Below are 19,494 nucleotides of genomic sequence, written 5' to 3'. Positions count from 1 at the left end.
TTTAAAATCACACCGATGATTTATTAGGCTAAGCGCGGTGGAAAATTAGCAAAATTTTCACCGCACTTTATAATTGCCTTATCTGCTCTGCAAACGCTGCCACTTTTTGCCAATCGGTATATTCAACTTCTTTGCTGATGTCGGTTTCGCCACCGGTGATTTTCATAATAAAACGGATCATCATTCGATCAAAAAATCCGTAGCGAGGATATAGCAATGCTCCTGCAAATACAGCTACCAGAGTTGGCTTCCAATCAATACGTTGTAAAAATTTTCGAATATATGCATTGGTCTCAGGAGTATTTTTATTTGCTTTACGGGCGGTAAGATTTACGCCAAAAAATGCCGTTTGTTTGTGATTTAAAAGTGCGGTATTTTTTTCGATAAATTTATAGAGTAATTTATTGAAATGCCCATAACGGATTGAAGCGCCGATGATAATGCGATCAAACTCAGTTAAGTCAGAGAAATTCTCATCAATGCTACACACTTCTGCACTTAATTTTTCTGCCAAGAATAGGGCAATTTTTTTCGTTTGCCCGTCATGGCTAGAGTATAAAATCAGGGTTTTCATTAGGTTCTCCAAAACGCAGGACTAAATAAAATTAATAGGGAAAACACTTCCAAGCGCCCTGCAACCATTGCAAAAGAAAAAACATATTTAGCATTATCAGGAACATTTGCAAAACTGCTGCTGACGATACCTAAACCAGGACCTGTATTACTTATTGTTGCAAAAACAGCACCAATAGCATCAAAAGCCCCCATACCACATAAAATCGCTGCAAATACACATAACCAGTAAGTCAGAAAAAAAACAATTAAAAAAGCCCAAATTCTTTCTATCACTTGGATAGAAAGTAAGCGATCTCCTAGCTTAATTGGAATAACTAAATTTGGATGCACTAAACATTTAAGCTCTCGTTTAAATTGCAACCAAATGACAAGTACACGAATCATTTTCAAACCACCAGAAGTGGAGCCCGCGCAGCCACCGAGCAATGCGGCAAGAACCAATAATGTCCCTAAAAAAGGAGGTAACTCATTCATATCAAATAATGTATAGCCAGATGTCATAGACATTGAACTAAGCTGAACGCTTCCTTGAGCAAATGCATCAAGCAAGGACATGTCTTGATATGAAAAATATAACCCTAAAGACATTATTAAAATAAAACAACCTTGCACAAGACAAAAAAAACGGAACTCTGGATCCTGCCAATATGTTTTCCAAAAACTTCTATATTTAAATCGAGCTAATGCCATAATATGTAGACCAAAGTTACAACCAGAGATCAACATAAAAAACGCAGCTAAAAAATAGATAACGGGATCCTTGAAATATCCCAAATTAGCATCATGCGTAGACATACCGCCATTAGAAATGGTTGAAAAACTGTGTGAAATGGCATCAAATAATGACATCCCCGCTGCCCAATAAGCAAGAATAAAAATTAAGGTCAAAACGCAATATAAAATCCACAATAATTTTGCGACTTCAGCAATTCTCGGTAAGTTTTTCTGATCCTTGAGAGGGCCAGACGATTCAATACGATATAATTGATTCCCTCCTATACCTAACACAGGTATAACAGCTACAACCAAAACAATTAATCCCATGCCGCCTAGCCATTGTAAAAATTGGCGATAGAAAAGAATAGACTTTGGTAAATTATCCAGCCCAGACATTACTGTCGCCCCCGTTGTCGTAAGGGCCGAAAAGGACTCAAAAGTAGCATTAGCAAAATTCATATCCAACTTGTCGAAAAGCAAGAAAGGGAGTACTCCTAAGAAACTAAGTAATACCCAAAAAATGACTACTATCAAAAACCCTTCTCGAGATCGTAATTCTTGCTTATGTTGGTGGCACCCCCACCACAATAGTGTACCAAATAGGAAACTCGCTAGAAATGCTTGCATAAAAGCTTTACCACCACCATCACCATAAATTAGTGCGACAAAAGCTGGTATAAGCATAGTTGCAGAAAAACACATTACTAAAATGCCAATAATTCGAAAAATAGATAATATATGCACAATATTCTCTCTTATTTTATTGCGATGAGCCCCAATCGCCCTGCAGAACGTTCAGTTAATTCTCGTTCAAACCCAGCCCGTCTATCAGAACGGAGCGCCAGCATAAAATGCACTTTTTCTTGGAAATCTTGCGATTCAATCAACACATCTTGCTGCTCACACAAATGTTGTAGCCAGTCAATTTGGTCATAATCGCAGGTTACGAGAAAATGTTCTCGCTCTACTTTAATTGTAGTTTCCAGCAATTTCAACGCTTGTTGCACACCGTTACCATAAGCTCGCACTAACCCGCCCGTACCGAGCAAAATCCCGCCATAATAGCGTACCACAACGGCACTGATCTCACCAATCAGGCTACCCTGCAAGGCATTTAGCATCGGTTTGCCTGCCGTACCTGCAGGTTCTCCATCATCGGAAAATCCTAAAGCTTGAGAATCCCAAGGTTTGCCAGCTACTGCCGCCCAACAATGATGGCGTGCATTCGGATGCTGAGTACGGATTTCCTGCCAAAAGGCTTTTGCTTGTGATAAACCTTCGGTGTGTTTGAGGTACGTGATAAAACGGCTTTTCTTAATTTCTTCTTCAAAAACCACCGCACTTTGCGGGATTAAATATTCCATAACCCTGACTAATTTTGACCGATATTTAATTGAACGGTATTATACGCACAAAATCACTTCAACGAAAAATAAACAATGAACAAAATTCATATTCATCAACAATTGGACACTCAGGGATTACGCTGCCCTGAACCCGTCATGCTAGTGCGCAAACAAATTCGCCATATGCAAGAAGGCGAAGTATTGCTCATTCTTGCTGATGATCCAGCCACAACAAGAGATATTCCAAGTTTTTGTCAATTTATGGATCATCGCTTACTTAAAAGCGAAACAGAAAGCACACCGTTTAAATATTGGGTGCAAAAAGGACGATAAAAAGTAAAAAGGTGCGTAAAACGCACCTTCCTTTTTTCTGAGCAATTATAGATAGAATTTATCTACAAAGTTTAATTTGTCGTCAAGTTTTAACACTAACGGCTGACCTGTTGGGATTTCAAAATCCATAATGTCCTCATCAGAAATGCCGATAATGTGTTTTGCCAATGCGCGCAATGAGTTACCGTGTGCTGTAACTAATACGCGTTTACCTGATAATAATGCTGGGGCAATTTGATCTTCCCAGAATGGTAATACACGCTCTAAAGTTACTTTTAAGTTTTCACCATCTGGAATCACATCAGATGGTAAGTTGGCATAACGGCGATCATTGTGTGCTGAGTTTGGATCATTTGGATCTAATAATGGTGGTAAAGTATCGTAAGAACGGCGCCAAATATGTACTTGCTCATCACCATATTTTTCCGCTGTAGCTTTTTTGTCCAAGCCTTGTAACTCACCGTAATGACGCTCATTTAAACGCCAGCTTTTTACTTGAGGGATCCAAAGTTGGTTAGATTCTTCTAACACGATGTTACAGGTTTTAATTGCACGAGTTAGCACAGAAGTAAAGGCAATATCAAACTCATAGCCCGCATCTAATAATTTTTTACCTGCTGCTTTAGCTTCTTCTACACCACGCTCAGTTAAATTCACATCGCGCCAGCCAGTAAATAAATTTTTCGCATTCCACTCACTAAAACCGTGACGGATAAACACTAATTCCATAGAAAATCTCCTAATGTTAATGAAAAAATACTGCGCATTTTATAACAAAAATTTCAACTTTTTAAAAGGAAAAAGCACGACTTTCCTGATCTTTCGCAAGGATTTGTTGGAGCCAATTTTTCGTGAAGCTGAGATTTTCAGATTTGTAAAAAAATTTTATAACGAACATTTAGCGCTTTGTCCAAATAATGGTATAGTTATGCACATTTTTAGCCATTAGGTAAAACGCTAATTTTATTAATGAGAGAAAAAACGTTGAAAAAACTCACCGCACTTTTCTTTTTTACCTGCACCCTACCTTTCACAGTGCTAGGTGCTGATCTATCTGCAATTCAAAAGCAGATTAAACAACAAGAACAGAAAATTGCTGAACAAAAGCGTGAACAAAACAAATTACAATCCACCCTAAAAAATCAGGAATTGCAAATTAACGGAGTGGTCGGCCAACTACGCAAAACAGAATCTGATCTGAAAGCCATTCGCAAAATGATAGCGGATACCGATAAACAAATCAAACACTTAGAAAGACAAGAAAAAAGTCAGAAAGAAAAACTGGCTAAACAGCTCGATGCCATGTACCGTTCTGGGATTAATCCTTCAATGTTGGAAAAACTTTTTTCCGAAGACGCTAAGAAAGCGGAACGAATGAAGGCTTATTATGATCATATGAACCAAGCTCGCCTCGCATTAATTGAAGACCTGAAACAAACGCAAGAACAACTCAAAAAAGAAAAAGCCAATATTCAAGATCAGCAAAAAGAGCAACAAGATCAGCTCAATGAGCAAAAAAAACAGCAGCAAAATTTGCAAAAAGTGCAACGTGAACGTCAATCGACACTGAACCAACTAAATAAAAGTTTAGCCAAAGATCAGAATAAATTAGACAGCTTAAAAGCGAACGAAAATGCCTTACGCCAACAAATTCAGCGTGCAGAGCAACAGGCTCGCGAACAAGAAAAGAATGAACGTGAGGCATTAGCGCAGAAAAAACGTCAAGAGGAACAAAAAAGCCAAAAACCTTACACGCCAACGGCACAAGAAAAACAGCTTATGGCAAGCAATTCAGGGCTGGGTAAGCCACAAAAGCAATATCAACATCCCGTGTCAGGAAAAATTCTTAACCGTTTTGGTTCAACGCAAATGGGCGAGCTTAAATGGAAAGGGATCGTGATTGGCGCAAATGCAGGCGCATCTGTACGCGCGATTGCCGATGGGCGCGTGATTTTGGCAAGCTGGCTACAAGGTTATGGGCTAATGGTGATCATCAAACACGGTGAGAATGATCTGAGCTTATACGGCTATAACCGCGCCTTATCAGTCAGGGAAGGACAACTGGTAAAAGCTGGGCAGAAAATTGCAGAAGTAGGATCATCAGGCGGACAATCACGCTCAGGCTTGTATTTTGAAATTCGCCGCAAGGGCGTCGCGGTCAATCCAACAGGTTGGTTGCGATAATGAAAAACACTGCTCAAAAGCAACGCGTGAAAAAACAAGTCATAAAGAAAAAAAGTGCGGTCAAAAATTTGTTCATTTTTTCTACTGTTCTTTGTTTAAGCCTATTCCCTACAGTCACACTAGGTCAATCACGCCTTGCCATTGTAATTGATGATGTCGGCTACCGCCCTAAAGAAGACGCCGCCATTTATACAATGCCGAAAGAAATCTCGGTGGCGATTATACCTTCTGCACCTTACGCTAAACAGCGTAACGATCAGGCAAAACGGCAAAATCGTGATGTTCTGATTCATCTGCCAATGCAGCCGATAGGAAGCCATAAAATTGAAGCTGGTGGACTCCGTCTTGGAATGTCGCAACAAGCCGTGCGAGAAAAAGTACAAAATGCAAAGAAAACCGTTTCTGCCGCCATTGGTTTAAATAATCATATGGGCAGTGCAGCAACGGCAGATCAAGATTTAATGACAAAATTAATGATCACATTGCAAGAACAGCATTTATTTTTCTTAGATAGCCGAACTATTGGACGATCCGTAGCAAGTAAAACTGCAAAACAACAAGGCGTAAGAGCACTAGATCGCCATATTTTCTTAGATGATAGTGATGCGTTCGACGATGTTCAACGGCAATTCCAACAAGCGATTGCCTATGCACGCAAACACGGCACAGCGATTGTGATTGGTCATCCACGCAAAAACACCGTTGCAGTACTACAAAACGGTCTACGCAACCTACCAAAAGATATTCAATTAGTTAATATGGGCAGCTTATGGCGTGGCGAAAAAATCGTGCCAATCAAACCGTTTATTATGCTATTTAACACCACTCCAGCCCCAACCTCAGCAGCCCCTTTCCAAAAGGTGCCATTATTGCGTGGCATTCCACGTTAAACTATAATTAAGTAAAAAAACCTTGAGCTAAAACTCAAGGTTTTTATCAAAATAAAGTGCGGTAGAAAATTATAAAATTTCTTTCGCTTTAGCCACCACATTTTCTACGGTGAAGCCAAATAGTTTGAATAATTCACCTGCTGGTGCAGATTCACCAAAGGTGTTCATTCCCACAATGCGTCCGCCGAAGCCAACGTATTTGTACCAGAACTCGCTAATGCCTGCTTCAACTGCAACACGTTTAATTACGCTACTTGGCAATACGCTTTCGCGGTAGGCTTCATCTTGTTTGTCAAACACGTTAGTGGAAGGCATTGAGACCACACGGATTTTTTTGCCCTCTTGACGAAGTTGCTCCGCTGCTTTCACTGCAAGCTCTACCTCAGACCCCGTCGCAATGAAGATTAAATCTGGTGTGCCTTCGCTATCAGTTAAGATATAACCACCGCGTGCCACATCAACTAATTGCGCAGGGGTTCTGTCCATTTGAGTAAGATTTTGACGACTGAAAATCATCGCACTCGGGCCATCTTTACGCTCAACCGCTGCTTTCCACGCAACCGCCGATTCCACTTGGTCACACGGACGCCACGTTTCTAAATTTGGGATCAAACGTAATGATGCCGTTTGCTCCACAGGTTGGTGTGTCGGGCCGTCTTCCCCTAAGCCGATAGAATCGTGGGTGTACACGAAAAGCACACGTTGTTTCATTAACGCTGCCATTCTCACTGCATTATGGGCATATTCCATAAACATTAAGAAAGTAGCACCATAAGGAATGAAACCGCCGTGTAAGGCAATCCCGTTCATAATGGCAGACATACCAAATTCGCGCACGCCGTAGTTAATGTAGTTACCATCTTGATTTTCTGTCACACGAATAGGGCGAGAGCCTGACCATAAGGTTAAGTTTGAACCAGCTAAATCTGCCGAACCACCTAAAAACTCTGGCAATAATGGCGCATAGGCTTCAATCGCATTTTGTGATGCTTTACGGCTTGCGATGCTTGCTGGGTTAGCTTGTAATTTTTCAACAAACGCTTGGCTTTCTTGCGCCCAATTTGCTGGCAATTCACCACTTAAACGGCGCTCAAGCTCGGCGCTTAATTCTGGATAGGCTTGGCTATATGCGGTCCATTTTTCATTCCACGCTTGTTCTGCTTGTTTGCCTTTTTCTTTCGCGTCCCATTGCGCATAAATCTCCGTTGGAATTTCAAACGGTGCGTAGTTCCAACCTAAGTTTTTGCGGGTTAAGGCGATTTCTTCTTCACCTAATGGCGCACCGTGACTATCGTGTGAGCCTGCTTTGTTTGGTGAACCAAAACCAATAGTGGTTTTACAGATAATTAAGGTTGGGCGAGCTTTTTCTGCTTGCGCTTGTTTAATCGCTTCTGCAATGGCTTCTGGATTATGTCCGTTAATTTGACCAATCACTTGCCAGTTATAGGCTTCAAAACGTTCTTTGGTGTTATCAGTGAACCAGCCATCCACTTCACCATCAATAGAAATATTGTTGTCATCATAGAACGCGATTAATTTGCCTAAACCTAAGGTTCCCGCTAATGAGCAAGCTTCGTGGGAAATCCCTTCCATTAAACAGCCATCACCTAAGAAGGCGTAAGTATAGTGGTCGATAACATCGTGGCCAGGGCGGTTAAATTGTGCTGCTAAGGTTTTCTCGGCAATCGCCATCCCTACTGCATTGGTAATGCCCTGACCTAATGGCCCTGTAGTGGTTTCCACGCCGGGTGCATAGCCATATTCTGGGTGGCCTGGAGTTTTAGAATGTAATTGACGGAATTGTTGTAAATCTGAAATGGTTAAATCATAGCCCGTTAAATGTAACAGGCTATAAATTAACATTGAACCGTGCCCATTTGATAACACAAATCTATCGCGGTTTGACCATTTTGGATTGGTTGGATTATGCACTAAAAAATCACGCCATAACACTTCGGCGATGTCCGCCATTCCCATTGGTGCACCAGGATGCCCTGATTTGGCTTTCTGCACCGCATCCATGCTTAAAAAACGAATGGCATTGGCTAATTCTCTTCGAGTTGACATATTTGTTCTCCTAATTATCAAATGTAAAACTGAACTCTGGCTATTCTACCCGATTTATTATGAAAAAATAGTAATTAATTTGATTAGTTTTTCTAGGTTTTATCGTGATTCAAAAAGAAACCAAACATTGCAGCTTGGTCTCTCTATCTATTGCTTTCTCCTACTGCCCATAATACGCATTCTTACCGTGTTTGCGTAGGTAATGCTTATCTAATAATTCTTGTTGCATTGGCGTTAAATTCGGGTTGAGTTGGCGGCTGAATAAATTCATATAACCAATTTCTTCTAACACCACCGCATTATGTACGGCATTATCTGCATCAGTTCCCCAAGCAAAAGGACCGTGAGAATGAACTAATACAGCAGGCACATCTTTCGCCTCAATTTTGCGATTACGGAAAGTTTCGACAATCACCTTACCAGTTTCTAATTCATACTCACCTGCAATTTCTTCTGGCGTCATTTTTCTTGTACAAGGAATACTGCCATAGAAATAATCGGCATGTGTGGTGCCAGCGGCAATTAAATCTAACCCTGCTTGAGCCCAAATGGTGGCGTGGCGCGAATGGGTATGCACAATGCCACCAATTTCAGGGAATTGACGGTATAATTCCAAATGCGTTGCGGTATCAGAGGACGGTTTTTTCGTTCCCCACACGCGTTCACCTGTATTCACATCCACAATGACAATATCATCGGCAGTCATAGTTTCATAATCTACGCCCGAAGGTTTAATCGCCACCAATCCAGAAGTGCGGTCAATTTCACTGACATTTCCCCAAGTGAAGGTGACTAAGCGGTGTTTTGGTAAAGCCAAATTGGCTTGTAAGACTTTTTCGCGTAATTCCGCTAGCATGGGAAGCCTCCTTCTTGCATTTTTTGTTCAATAAAACGGCGTGCTTTGATGATTTCTTCAATCGACTCTTGGGCTTTTTCTGTCCACATTTCAATCAAGAACGCGCCTCGGTAATTGAGTTTAGCAAGGGTCTTAAAGCAAGTCACAAAATCCACACAGCCTTCACCAAATGGCACATCACGGAATTGCCCTGCGCAGGTTTCTGTGACTTTATAAGTATCTTTCAAATGAATCGCAGAAATCTTGTCGATGCCCAATTTCAATTCCTCTACCACATTGTCATTCCAAGCAGACAGGTTGCCGAGGTCTGGATACACGGTAAACCAAGGGGAGCGAATAATGTCATCCCATTTTTTTCCAACGCGTAATGGAGCTCATAAATTGCGTATCCATAATTTCCATAGAGAGGGTCACTTGATTACTTGCTGCTAACTCAACCGCCCATTCCATCCCTTGCTGAAAACGCTCAAGCGTACCTTCATCTTGCCCTTCGTAATACACATCATAGCCTGCCAGTTGAATGGTGCGAATACCAACATCTACCGCCAGCTGAATGGCTTTCTCCATGATTTCATAGGCTTTTTTCCGTGTGGCTTCATCGTGGCTGCCAAAGGGAAAGCGACGATGTCCAGAAAGGCACATGGAGGGAATAGTCACGCCGGTATTGATGATAGCTTGTATCAGTTCAAGGCGCTGTGCTTTTGTCCAATCTAAGCGGCTGAGGCGTTCATCGCTTTCATCAATGGAGATTTCCACGAAATCAAAGCCACAGGCTTTGGCGATGGAAAGTCTATCTTGCCAGCTGATATGTTTAGGTAAGGCTTTTTCATAAATGCCTAATTTATGTTTTCTCATTTTGTTTTCCTAATAAAATTAGTGAAATTTTGACCGCACTTTGGTTTATTATGCAAGAATAACTTCAAGACCTAATAAGGTTAGCTGTTCAATAATTTGTGGATTTGCTTCTTTGCCAGTAATGAGTAAATCTATATGTCGTAATTGGGTAAATAACATACCTACTTGTTTGCCTAATTTTGAACTATCTAATAGCACAACGTATTTTTCTGCTTTCGAGGAAAGTTGTTGCTCTGAGTTTGCAATAATCATATCTGTTTTGAATAGACCATCAAGCGTAAAACCTTTACCACTAGTAAACATAATATGCGCTGAATAATTGGTTTCATTTTGTTGGTTAAGAGAGAGAGTTATTGCTTTTTCCTTATTATATTGTCCTCCCATAATCACAAGATCAGAGTGTTGACATTCAATTAGGTAATTAGCGAGAGGAATGTAGTTCGTTATGATTTGTACATCTTTTCTGCTTAGTTGCTTACCTAATAATTGCATCGTTGAACCACAAGTTAAAATAACACTTTCCCCGTTCTTACATAGCTGTGCGGCTGCTTTGGCAATACGTTGTTTTTCATCAAAGTGATTGATGGTTGTTTTTTCGATAAGGGGGATGGTTCCTTTGATTGCTTCTGCCCCATTACGGATTTTTTTTAGTTTGCCTTGTTGATCGAGTTTGCTAATATCTCTACGTGCTGTTGCAGGAGAGATATTTAATAATTGCATAATTTCAACAGTGGACAGTACATTTCGTTCTTCAAGTAAATTGAGCAATGCTTTATGTCGATAGTTTTCGTTCATTATATTTCCTTAATGATCACTAGAAGTTACTGCAATAATGAGCGAAATCCCCTGCTTTCACAGGGGATGACCAATTTTAAAGCATAGCTTTAAATTGGATATTCTGCTCTTGCTCAAAGCAGTCATCAAAACCTCTAGGATGATGGTATTCAATGAGATCTTTATCTCTTGGATAAACATATTTTCCGCCAACTTCCCAAATGAACGGATGGAATTTATATTGTAAACGTTCTTTGCGCATTTTCCATAAGGCAATTATCTCATCAGTGCTTGCCATAAAGTTAGTCCAAATATCGTGATGGACAGGGATGATGACTTTACAACGAAGACTTTCTGCCATTCTAAGTAGATCAATAGATGTCATTTTATCGGCAATACCGACTGGGTTTTCGCCATAGTTATTTAATACAACATCAATATCAAACTCTTTGCCATGTTTAGCAAATTGTATGGAAAAGTGAGAGTCAGCACCATGATAAATTGTACCACCAGGGGTTTTGAATACATAGTTAACCGCTTTGCGTCCCATTTCTTCATCACTCGGACATAGTCCTTTCAATTCTCCACCTTGCTCTTCAGCGCCTTCCACTGGAAGGGTAACAAGGCAAGTTCTATCAAAAGAATCTAAGGCGTGAATTTCAACATCTTTAATCTTCACTACGTCACCGGGTTTTACTGTAATTAGACGATCTTCTGGAACACCCCATTTTTTCCATAATTCTGTACAATGCCAAGGTCCGACAAATTTTACGTGATCTAGTTTGGGATTATTCACAATAGCGGCGGCTACGTTTACATCAATATGGTCGCTGTGGTAGTGGGAGGCAAGAATAAAATCCACTTCATTGATAGCAAAAGGATCAATGACCATTGGTGCTGCGCGTAAATTTGGCTGTAATTTACGCACACCAGCCATATTTGCCATTTGGTGACCTCGTACCATATCTTTCACTTTTTTGGTTGATTTGCCGCGGCTACACCATAAATCCATACATAAATTTGCTCCACCAGGTGTTTTGATCCACACTCCAACGCAACCTAGCCACCACATAGCAAAGTTACCTTCAGGTACAACTTCTTGCTCAATTTCTTCATTTAACCAAGTTCCCCATTCAGGAAAGGTAGATAAGATCCAGCTTTCACGGCTGATTTCATTTACATTTGGCATAATCGACTCCTATATTAAGGTTAGTTATCTTGTTTAATCTTTTTTAATCATAAATAATCATTCTGGGTAAATAAAGAAAATTTTTGATAAATTGTGAATTAGATCACGTTTTCTTTGGTTAATTTCTTTTTTCTTTGAATATATTTACTTATATTTATTAGTTTTACTCTTATTTAATATGATTATTTTTGTGATTCCGCTCACACATTATCAAAAATGATCTTTTTATCTGATTGTAATTGGGTATTATAGTCACGGTTTTTGTCGCGTTAGATAAAAACATCTTTTCATAATCATTGTTTATTCAAGGGGATAAATATGGATACCATAATGCACTATTTCGGTATTTTTAATACGCAAGTCTTATCTAAGGCACCTTTCTTGTTAGGTATTGTTGCGTGTTTGGGATATATTCTTTTAAAGAAAGATACAACTACGGTTATTAAAGGTACGATCAAAACCATTGTGGGGTTTATGATCGTGCAAGCTGGGTCAGGGTTCTTAGTTACAAACTTCAAACCTGTAATTGAAGGACTTTCTAAATTTCATAATCTGACAGGGGCTGTTATCGATCCTTATACCAGTATGCAGGCAACCATTCAAACTATGGCGGATAATTATGGTTGGGTTGGTTATGCTGTTATTGGCGCATTATTTTTAAACATCTTATTAGTTGTATTTAGACGTTTCACTGGTATTCGTACCATTATGCTAACTGGACACATTATGTTCCAACAAGCTGGTTTAGTTGCGGTATTTTATATGATCATTGGCGCTTCAATGTGGGAGACTGTCATTTATACTTCGGTATTAATGGCGTTATATTGGGGGATTTCGTCAAATATTATGTATAAACCAACTCAAGCTGTTACTGGTGGAGCGGGTTTTTCCATTGGTCATCAACAACAAATTGCTTCTTGGATCGCAACCAAAGTTGCGCCAAAATTGGGGGATAAGACTGACAGTGTTGATAATATGAAGTTGCCAAAATGGCTACATATTTTCCATGATAGTATTTCTGCAACAGCATTAGTCATGACTATATTCTTTGGGATTATCTTGCTTTCTTTTGGTTTAGATAATTTGCAAGCGATGGCAGGCAAAACCCATTGGTCTATGTATATTTTAGAAATGGGACTAAAATTTGCCGTTGCAATCCAAATTATTGTAACTGGTGTTCGTATGTTCGTGGCTGAATTATCTGAGGCTTTCAAAGGAATTTCTGAACGTCTTATTCCTAATTCCGTGTTAGCGATTGACTGTGCTGCCATTTATGCTTTCTCGCCAAATGCGATGGTATTTGGTTTTATTTGGGGGGCTATTGGTCAATTTGTCGCAGTCGGATTGTTACTTGGGTTTAATTCTCCAATCTTAATCATTCCTGGTTTTATTCCAATGTTTTTTTCTAATGCGACTATTGGTGTATTTGCGAACCAATTTGGTGGCTGGAAAGCAGTGATGAAAATTTGTTTTGTGATGGGGATTGTCGAGGTAATGGGGTCAGCGTGGGTAATCCAACTTTTGGCTACGCAAGGTGCAGAGTTTAATGGTTGGATGGGAATGGCTGACTGGGCATTATTTTTCCCACCAATTTTACAAGGTATTGTAAGTGTGCCGGGATTCTTCTTTGTTATTCTTGTGCTTGCTATGGTATATATGTTCTTTGCTTCTCGTAAATTGCGAGCTGATGAAGCAGCAGCGGCTGCGGCAGGGAAAACATTGGAACAAATGGATGGCTACGGAAATGATGATGTGGTTGAGCAAGAGTTAGGTGCAGAAGTGCAAGCAGAAAGCTCAATGGGAGAAAATCCAGTACGCATTTTGGCGGTATGTGGCTCCGGGCAAGGCTCATCAATGATGATGAAAATGAAAATTAAAGGTTATTTAGATAAACAAGGAATTGCCAATATTATGGATTCTTGCGCTGTGACTGATTACAAAGGAAAATTAGATGGCGTGGATATCATAGTGTGCTCTAAACATCTTGCCGATGAAATCAATGGCGGTGAGCGCGTTTCCGTACTAGGCGTACAAAATATGCTTAACCCAAATTCCTTTGGTGATGAATTAAAAGCGTTAATTAAGAAGTATCAGTAATTTGTGTGTCCTGCCGCGTTTTATCTAAGTGCGGTAGGAATTTTGGAGATTTTTATATGTTAAAGCAATCATTAATTGAAAATAATTCAATCAAGTTACATCAGAAAGCGGAAAATTGGGAAGAGGCGATTAAACTTGGAACAGATATGCTTGTTGCTTCAGGTGCAATAGAGCCTCGTTACTATGATTCCATCATCAATATGATCAAACAAATGGGACCTTATATTATTTTATCACCTGGTTTAGCTATGCCGCACGCAAGACCCGAAGATGGTGTAAATCGCACAGCCTTTGCTTTAGTTACATTGGACACGCCTGTGCAATTTGAAGGAGAGGAAGAACCGATTAGTGTATTAATTACTCTCGCAGGAAGCGACTCTGATCAACATATGCAAGGGATTATGGAAATCACTCAAGTATTAGAAGACGATGATCCAAATAGTGAAACAGGTGTTGATTTAGAAAAAATACTTCAGTGTCAGCGTGCTGAAGATGTCTATCTCGTTATTGATCAAGCATTATCAAATTAATTGTTAATTAGAAGGAAGAAATTATGTCAAAACCTTTACTACAAATTGCGTTAGATTCTCTTTCATTAGAAAAAGCTGTTGCAGACGCTAAACAAGCTGAAGCTTTAGTGGATATTATTGAAATTGGCACAATTCTCGCTTGTTCTGAGGGAATGAAAGCTGTTAGCACACTACGCGCCTTACATCCCAATCACATTCTAGTCTGTGATCTTAAAACAACAGATGGTGGAGCGATTTTAGCAAAAATGTCTTTTGAAGCTGGGGCTGATTGGCTAACGGTTTCTGCTGCAGCGCATCCTGCAACTAAAGCAGCTTGTAAAAAAGTGGCAGATGAATTTAACCAAGCTCATCCAGAGCTCAAAGTGAAAAAAGAAATTCAAATTGAGATTTACGGTAACTGGACACTTGAAGACGCTAAACAGTGGGTTGATCTTGGTGTAACTCAAGCGATTTATCACCGTTCTCGTGATGCCGAATTAGCAGGTAAAGGTTGGACAGCGGAAGATATTGAAAAAATGAAAGCACTAGAATCTTTAGGGTTACAACTTTCCATTACAGGTGGGATTGTGCCTGAAGATATTCATTTATTCAAAGATATCAAAAACGCAAAAGCCTTTATTGCTGGACGTGCGTTAGTGGGAGAAAAAGGTCAAGCTACAGCGCGAGCTATCCGAAATGAAATTGACAAATACTGGTCTGAGTAAATTTCTAAACCTAAATAGAGAAATGGCACATTCGGTAGTGCCATTCTTATTATCACAATTTATTGCTTGCGCCAAGTCGTACCATTTTCTCCGTCTTCTAATACAATGCCCATTGCGTTGAGTTGATTGCGGGCTTCATCGGCGGCAGCCCAGTTTTTGGCAGCGCGGGCTTCGTTGCGTTGTTTGATTAAGGCTTCGATTTTTGCTACTTCATCATCGTCAGCACCTGCTTGTAAGAAACGTTCAGGATCTTGTTGTAATAAGCCTAAAATATCGCCTAATTCACGCAAACGTGCAGCAAGTTGATTTGCTTTGGTTTTATCTTCGCCTTTCAATTTATTGATTTCACGCGCCATTTCAAATAGCACAGAAATAGCATTTGGCGTGTTGAAATCATCGTCCATCGCCTCTTTAAATTGTGCGACAAATTCTTCACCACCTTGTGGGGCGACAGTGGCATCGGTGTCGCGTAATGCGGTGTATAAACGTTCTAATGCGCCTTGTGCAAGGTTAAGGTTTTCTTCGCTATAATTGAGTTGACTACGGTAATGCGCGGTGAGCAAGAAATAGCGCACCACTTCGCCGTTATAATGATTTAACACATCGCGAATGGTGAAGAAATTGCCGAGAGATTTCGACATTTTTTCTTTATCCACCATAATCATTCCCGAGTGAATCCAGTAATTTACATATTCCCCATCGTGCGCACAGCAGGATTGGGCAATTTCGTTTTCGTGATGTGGGAACATTAAATCTGAACCGCCACCGTGAATATCAAAATGATCGCCTAGCTGTTTGCTGTTCATTGCGGAACACTCAATATGCCAGCCCGGACGGCCTTTGCCCCAAGGGGAATTCCAGCTTGGTTCATTTGGTTTAGACATTTTCCATAGCACGAAATCCATCGGGTTTTTCTTGATTTCTGAAATTTCAATTCGTGCGCCCGCTTGCAGCTGGCTGAGATCTTGACGCGATAGCTTGCCATATTGTGGAAAACTTTCAATATCAAACATTACATCACCATTTTCTGCCACATAAGCGTGTCCGCGTTGAATTAATTTCTCAACAATATCAATAATTTCTGGAATATGGTGGGTGGCGCGCGGTTCAACATTCGGACGCAAAATCTTGAGTGCATCAAAATCGCGGTACATTTCTGTAACCATCCGATCCACAAGCTGATCGCAGGTTTCTTTGTTTTCTAACGCGCGTTTAATAATTTTGTCGTCCACATCAGTAATGTTGCGCACATAAGTGAGATCGTAACCTAAATAGCGCAAATAACGTGCAATCACATCAAAACAAACAAAGGTGCGCCCGTGGCCAATATGGCATAAATCATAAACGGTTACGCCGCACACATACATTCCCACTTTATTCGGGTGAATAGGAGTAAAAACTTCTTTTTCTCGACTTAATGTATTGAAAATTTTTAGCATTTGTTTGTTTCTCTTGAAGTGATGAAATTAGACAAAATAAATGAGCTGGAATTATACCGCACTTTTATGAAATAATAACCGCCTTTGATACACAACAGGAATATTACAATGACAATGGTTACATTACATACAAATTTGGGCGACATCAAAATTAAATTAAACAGCGAAAAAGCACCGAACACCGTGGAAAACTTCTTAACTTACTGCAAAAGTGGTTTTTATGATAACACAATTTTCCACCGTGTTATTGATGGTTTTATGATCCAAGGTGGGGGAATGGAAGCGGGTATGCGTGAAAAAGCTACCCAAGCGCCGATCAAAAATGAAGCCAGCAATCGTCTAAGCAATAAACGCGGCACAATTGCAATGGCACGCACCTCTGATCCGCACTCTGCGACTGCACAATTCTTTATTAACGTGGCAGACAACACGTTCTTGGATTATCGTTCAAAAGAAATGTTCGGCAAAGAAGTGGTACAAGATTGGGGCTATGCCGTGTTTGGTGAAGTGATTGAAGGAATGGATGTAGTGGATAAAATCAAAGGCGTGAAAACAGGAAACAAAGGCTTCCACCAAGATGTGCCAGTGGATGATGTCGTAATCCAGTCTGTTACCGTGGAATAAGATTGGCGAAATATTGATAAACAAAGGAGGTTTGCCTCCTTTTAAAATAGCCAAAATTTCCACCGCTCTTTTCTTTTATTGTGCTTTGCTAAGGACAATCAGGATGCAAAATGAAAAATGGTTGCAATGGATAATCGAATTACAAGGCTTGGCACAAGCGGGTCTGTTTTATTCTAACAATAAATTTGATTTGGAACGTTTTCAGCGTATCAGAGAAATCAGCGCTGAAATGTTGCAAGCCCAATCGGATTTGCCTTTAGCGCGCATAACCCAGTTATTTTGCAATGAAACGGGCTATCAAACGCCAAAAATTGATACCAGAGCGGCGATTTTTCAAGATGACCAAATTTTGCTCATACAAGAAGAAAATGGCTTATGGGCATTACCCGGTGGCTGGTGTGATGTGATTGCCACGGTAAAAGAAAATGTGGTGAAAGAGGTGAAGGAAGAAGCTGGGCTAGATGCTGTCGCTGAGTTTGTTATCGCCTTGCAAGATCACACGAAAAATAATCCACCAGCTCTTGCGCATAATGTATGCAAAGTGTTTATTTACTGTCGCGCCACAGGGGGAGAATTTATGCCAAACAGCGAAACCTTAGCCAGTGGCTATTTTTCCTTGCATAACTTACCACCTTTGGCAACAGGCAAAACCACGGAAGCACAAATAAAAATGTGTTTTCAGGCACACCAAGCCGAACATTGGCAGACCATTTTTGATTAACAGGAATTCCCGTGCCATTTTTTGATACTCACACCCACCTTAATTATCTACTCGCGACAACCCAGCAGCCTTTGACGCAACTGATGGAAGAAAGCCAACAAGCTGGCGTTGAGAAAATGCTCGTGGTGGCAGTGCAAGCAGAGGATTTTAAAAATATTGAAAAAATCACCGCACTTTATCCCCAGCGGCTTTACTATGGCTTAGGCTTGCACCCGCTATATATCAAGCAACACCGTGTGGCGGATTTAGAATTATTGGCGAAACGGCTTGCCAATCCCCCTAAAAATCTAACTGCTGTGGCTGAAATTGGCTTAGAAAAAGGTGTGCCAGAGTTATTAACCCCTGAATTATGGCAAAAACAATGCGAATTTTTTGAAGCCCAACTGAGCCTAGCCAAAGCCAATCAGCTACCTGTCAATCTACATTCGCGCAAATCCCACGAAGATCTTTATCGCTTTTTAAAAAGTGCACAACTTAGTGTTACAGGCGTGGTGCACGGCTTTTCAGGCAGCTATGAACAAGCCAAACGGTTTATCGATTTAGGCTATAAAATTGGTGTAGGCGGTGTCATCACTTACGCCCGCGCTAACAAAACCCGCGAAACCATCAAACGCCTACCGCTAGACAGTTTATTACTCGAAACCGATAGCCCCGATATGCCAGTGTTTGGTTTTCAAGGACAACCAAATAGACCAATACGACTAATCAATACTTTCAAGATATTATGCGAACTTAGAAGTGAACCCCCAGAAATTATTGAACGCGTGCTCTGGCAGGGGAGTTGCTTATTTGGATAGCCTATTTATGGTATTTTTAGCTCATTCTTCATTTTATAAATAATATAGCAATACTGGTAGTGCATTTGCGCGAATTGTCAGTTTACAAATAAAATGATTGTCATACCTAGACTGTTACATAATTATTATTTGGGGAGCATTGAACTTGCGTATTGTTGTAATTGTTTGAGCTCTTTTTTCGCTTTTTGTGATAATACTTTATTATCCTGTAAAATTTGGCTTGAACGCGCAATAATAAATTCCAGATATTCTTTATTATTTGATTCCTCAAATTGTTTCTTGGCAAAATATATATCGGCAAAATCTTTTTTGATTTGCGAAAGTAGTAATTTTTGCCCGACTAATACCATTAGTGCAATGACTAGTGCGATAACTGTGCCATAGCCCTGAGTTGGATAATAAACAATCCCGCCAATAATAAAAAGTGCGGTAACAAGCATTGAACTATTTTTAAGATATCCTTCGTGAGGTGGCGGATTGATTATCTCTTTCAATCGCATATAAAAATTCCTCTTTTTAGAATCTCATTAATGTGAATTAATGAAATTTCATTTGTGATAACATTTATAAAAGGCAGTTTGTTAGAAACTGCCTTTATCGCAAAATAAGTTAAGCTAATATGCCAAAATGATAACCTAAAATACCGACACCGAATAATGCAAAAATAATATACATTGCATTAATCTTTTTCTGTAGTAAATACATACATAAGAAGGTTAATCCGAGCACTGCAAGCCCCGGAAGCAGTTCATTAAGCACGCTTTGTACTGTTGTTACTACTTCATCACCCAAAAG

At 40.1% G+C, this 19,494-nt stretch carries 19 protein-coding genes and 2 pseudogenes; 9 read left to right on the top strand and 12 right to left on the bottom strand.

What is annotated here, in order from left to right:
* Positions 1-67: 67 nt before the first annotated feature.
* The 3 genes from hemG to L5B71_RS05575 are packed head-to-tail and all read right to left on the bottom strand — an operon-like array spanning position 68 to position 2,657.
* On the bottom strand, positions 68-574 hold the full coding sequence (gene hemG, locus L5B71_RS05585) for a menaquinone-dependent protoporphyrinogen IX dehydrogenase (protein ID WP_265757381.1): 507 nt from the start codon (positions 572-574) through the stop codon (positions 68-70).
* A complete protein-coding gene (locus L5B71_RS05580; RefSeq protein ID WP_265757380.1) occupies positions 574-2,037 on the bottom strand; it encodes a TrkH family potassium uptake protein in 1,464 nt (487 codons plus the stop codon). Before L5B71_RS05580 ends, hemG begins: the two co-directional genes overlap by 1 nt.
* 11 nt (positions 2,038-2,048) lie before the next feature.
* The gene (locus L5B71_RS05575; RefSeq protein ID WP_265757379.1) at positions 2,049-2,657 is read right to left on the bottom strand and encodes a YigZ family protein; all 609 of its coding nucleotides are present in this window, start codon (positions 2,655-2,657) and stop codon (positions 2,049-2,051) included.
* Between the two features lie 75 nt (positions 2,658-2,732).
* Between L5B71_RS05575 and tusA the strand changes: the two genes are divergently transcribed.
* Complete coding sequence (gene tusA, locus L5B71_RS05570; RefSeq protein ID WP_265757378.1) at positions 2,733-2,972, top strand: sulfurtransferase TusA; 240 nt, start codon at positions 2,733-2,735, stop codon at positions 2,970-2,972.
* Between the two features lie 45 nt (positions 2,973-3,017).
* Here tusA and L5B71_RS05565 read toward each other — a convergent pair whose 3' ends face one another.
* Positions 3,018-3,701 (bottom strand): 2,3-diphosphoglycerate-dependent phosphoglycerate mutase, encoded by a 684-nt coding sequence (locus tag L5B71_RS05565; RefSeq protein WP_265757377.1) that lies wholly within the window; start codon positions 3,699-3,701, stop codon positions 3,018-3,020.
* 240 nt (positions 3,702-3,941) lie between these two features.
* On the opposite strand from L5B71_RS05565, the gene envC reads away from it, so the two are divergent.
* Complete coding sequence (gene envC, locus L5B71_RS05560; RefSeq protein ID WP_265757376.1) at positions 3,942-5,156, top strand: murein hydrolase activator EnvC; 1,215 nt, start codon at positions 3,942-3,944, stop codon at positions 5,154-5,156.
* Complete coding sequence (locus L5B71_RS05555; RefSeq protein WP_265757375.1) at positions 5,156-6,046, top strand: divergent polysaccharide deacetylase family protein; 891 nt, start codon at positions 5,156-5,158, stop codon at positions 6,044-6,046. The genes envC and L5B71_RS05555 overlap by 1 nt, the downstream gene beginning before the upstream one ends.
* 69 nt (positions 6,047-6,115) lie before the next feature.
* Here L5B71_RS05555 and tkt read toward each other — a convergent pair whose 3' ends face one another.
* The 5 genes and pseudogenes from tkt to ulaG all read right to left on the bottom strand — a co-directional run bounded on the left by tkt (position 6,116) and on the right by ulaG (position 11,787).
* Entirely contained in the window at positions 6,116-8,113 is a 1,998-nt protein-coding gene (gene tkt / locus L5B71_RS05550) for a transketolase (protein WP_265757374.1), read from the bottom strand.
* Between the two features lie 160 nt (positions 8,114-8,273).
* Entirely contained in the window at positions 8,274-8,969 is a 696-nt protein-coding gene (gene araD, locus L5B71_RS05545; RefSeq protein WP_265757373.1) for an L-ribulose-5-phosphate 4-epimerase, read from the bottom strand.
* Positions 8,963-9,824, bottom strand: a pseudogene (locus L5B71_RS05540) (L-ribulose-5-phosphate 3-epimerase). Before L5B71_RS05540 ends, araD begins: the two are co-directional and overlap by 7 nt.
* 48 nt (positions 9,825-9,872) lie before the next feature.
* A complete protein-coding gene (ulaR, locus tag L5B71_RS05535) occupies positions 9,873-10,619 on the bottom strand; it encodes an HTH-type transcriptional regulator UlaR (RefSeq protein ID WP_265757372.1) in 747 nt (248 codons plus the stop codon).
* 76 nt (positions 10,620-10,695) lie between these two features.
* A complete protein-coding gene (gene ulaG, locus L5B71_RS05530) occupies positions 10,696-11,787 on the bottom strand; it encodes an L-ascorbate 6-phosphate lactonase (protein WP_265757371.1) in 1,092 nt (363 codons plus the stop codon).
* Positions 11,788-12,105: 318 nt separating this feature from the next.
* Between ulaG and L5B71_RS05525 the strand changes: the two genes are divergently transcribed.
* Genes L5B71_RS05525 through L5B71_RS05515 form a run of 3 tightly spaced genes read left to right on the top strand, consistent with a single transcriptional unit; the run spans position 12,106 to position 15,118 of the window.
* Positions 12,106-13,884 (top strand): PTS ascorbate-specific subunit IIBC, encoded by a 1,779-nt coding sequence (locus tag L5B71_RS05525; protein WP_265757370.1) that lies wholly within the window; start codon positions 12,106-12,108, stop codon positions 13,882-13,884.
* 56 nt (positions 13,885-13,940) lie between these two features.
* Positions 13,941-14,414 (top strand): PTS sugar transporter subunit IIA, encoded by a 474-nt coding sequence (locus tag L5B71_RS05520; RefSeq protein ID WP_265757369.1) that lies wholly within the window; start codon positions 13,941-13,943, stop codon positions 14,412-14,414.
* A 23-nt stretch (positions 14,415-14,437) separates the two neighbouring features.
* Positions 14,438-15,118 (top strand): 3-keto-L-gulonate-6-phosphate decarboxylase UlaD, encoded by a 681-nt coding sequence (locus tag L5B71_RS05515; RefSeq protein WP_265757368.1) that lies wholly within the window; start codon positions 14,438-14,440, stop codon positions 15,116-15,118.
* Positions 15,119-15,177: 59 nt separating this feature from the next.
* On the opposite strand, the gene cysS is transcribed toward L5B71_RS05515, so the two are convergent.
* A complete protein-coding gene (gene cysS / locus L5B71_RS05510; protein WP_265757367.1) occupies positions 15,178-16,557 on the bottom strand; it encodes a cysteine--tRNA ligase in 1,380 nt (459 codons plus the stop codon).
* Positions 16,558-16,671: 114 nt separating this feature from the next.
* On the opposite strand from cysS, the gene L5B71_RS05505 reads away from it, so the two are divergent.
* The 3 genes from L5B71_RS05505 to L5B71_RS05495 all read left to right on the top strand — a co-directional run bounded on the left by L5B71_RS05505 (position 16,672) and on the right by L5B71_RS05495 (position 18,699).
* Complete coding sequence (locus tag L5B71_RS05505) at positions 16,672-17,181, top strand: peptidylprolyl isomerase (protein WP_265757786.1); 510 nt, start codon at positions 16,672-16,674, stop codon at positions 17,179-17,181.
* A gap of 103 nt (positions 17,182-17,284) precedes the next feature.
* Positions 17,285-17,902, top strand: coding sequence for an NUDIX hydrolase N-terminal domain-containing protein (locus L5B71_RS05500; RefSeq protein ID WP_265757366.1), 618 nt, complete (start codon positions 17,285-17,287; stop codon positions 17,900-17,902).
* An 11-nt stretch (positions 17,903-17,913) separates the two neighbouring features.
* Positions 17,914-18,699: a TatD family hydrolase gene (locus L5B71_RS05495; RefSeq protein ID WP_265757365.1), complete on the top strand. Its 786-nt coding sequence runs from the start codon at positions 17,914-17,916 to the stop codon at positions 18,697-18,699.
* Positions 18,700-18,824: 125 nt separating this feature from the next.
* Here the strand turns inward: L5B71_RS05495 and L5B71_RS05490 are convergent, their stop codons facing one another.
* Both L5B71_RS05490 and L5B71_RS05485 read right to left on the bottom strand, forming a co-directional pair.
* The gene (locus L5B71_RS05490) at positions 18,825-19,199 is read right to left on the bottom strand and encodes a hypothetical protein (protein ID WP_265757364.1); all 375 of its coding nucleotides are present in this window, start codon (positions 19,197-19,199) and stop codon (positions 18,825-18,827) included.
* Positions 19,200-19,308: 109 nt separating this feature from the next.
* Positions 19,309-19,491, bottom strand: a pseudogene (locus L5B71_RS05485) (PTS system mannose/fructose/sorbose family transporter subunit IID); the annotation flags it as partial.
* Positions 19,492-19,494 lie beyond the last annotated feature (3 nt).

This window comes from Avibacterium sp. 21-586 (genome assembly GCF_026226775.1).
Taxonomy (GTDB): domain Bacteria; phylum Pseudomonadota; class Gammaproteobacteria; order Enterobacterales; family Pasteurellaceae; genus Avibacterium.
The sequence above is the reverse complement of the archived record's forward strand: the minus strand, read 5'-3'. Positions and strand labels throughout refer to the sequence as shown.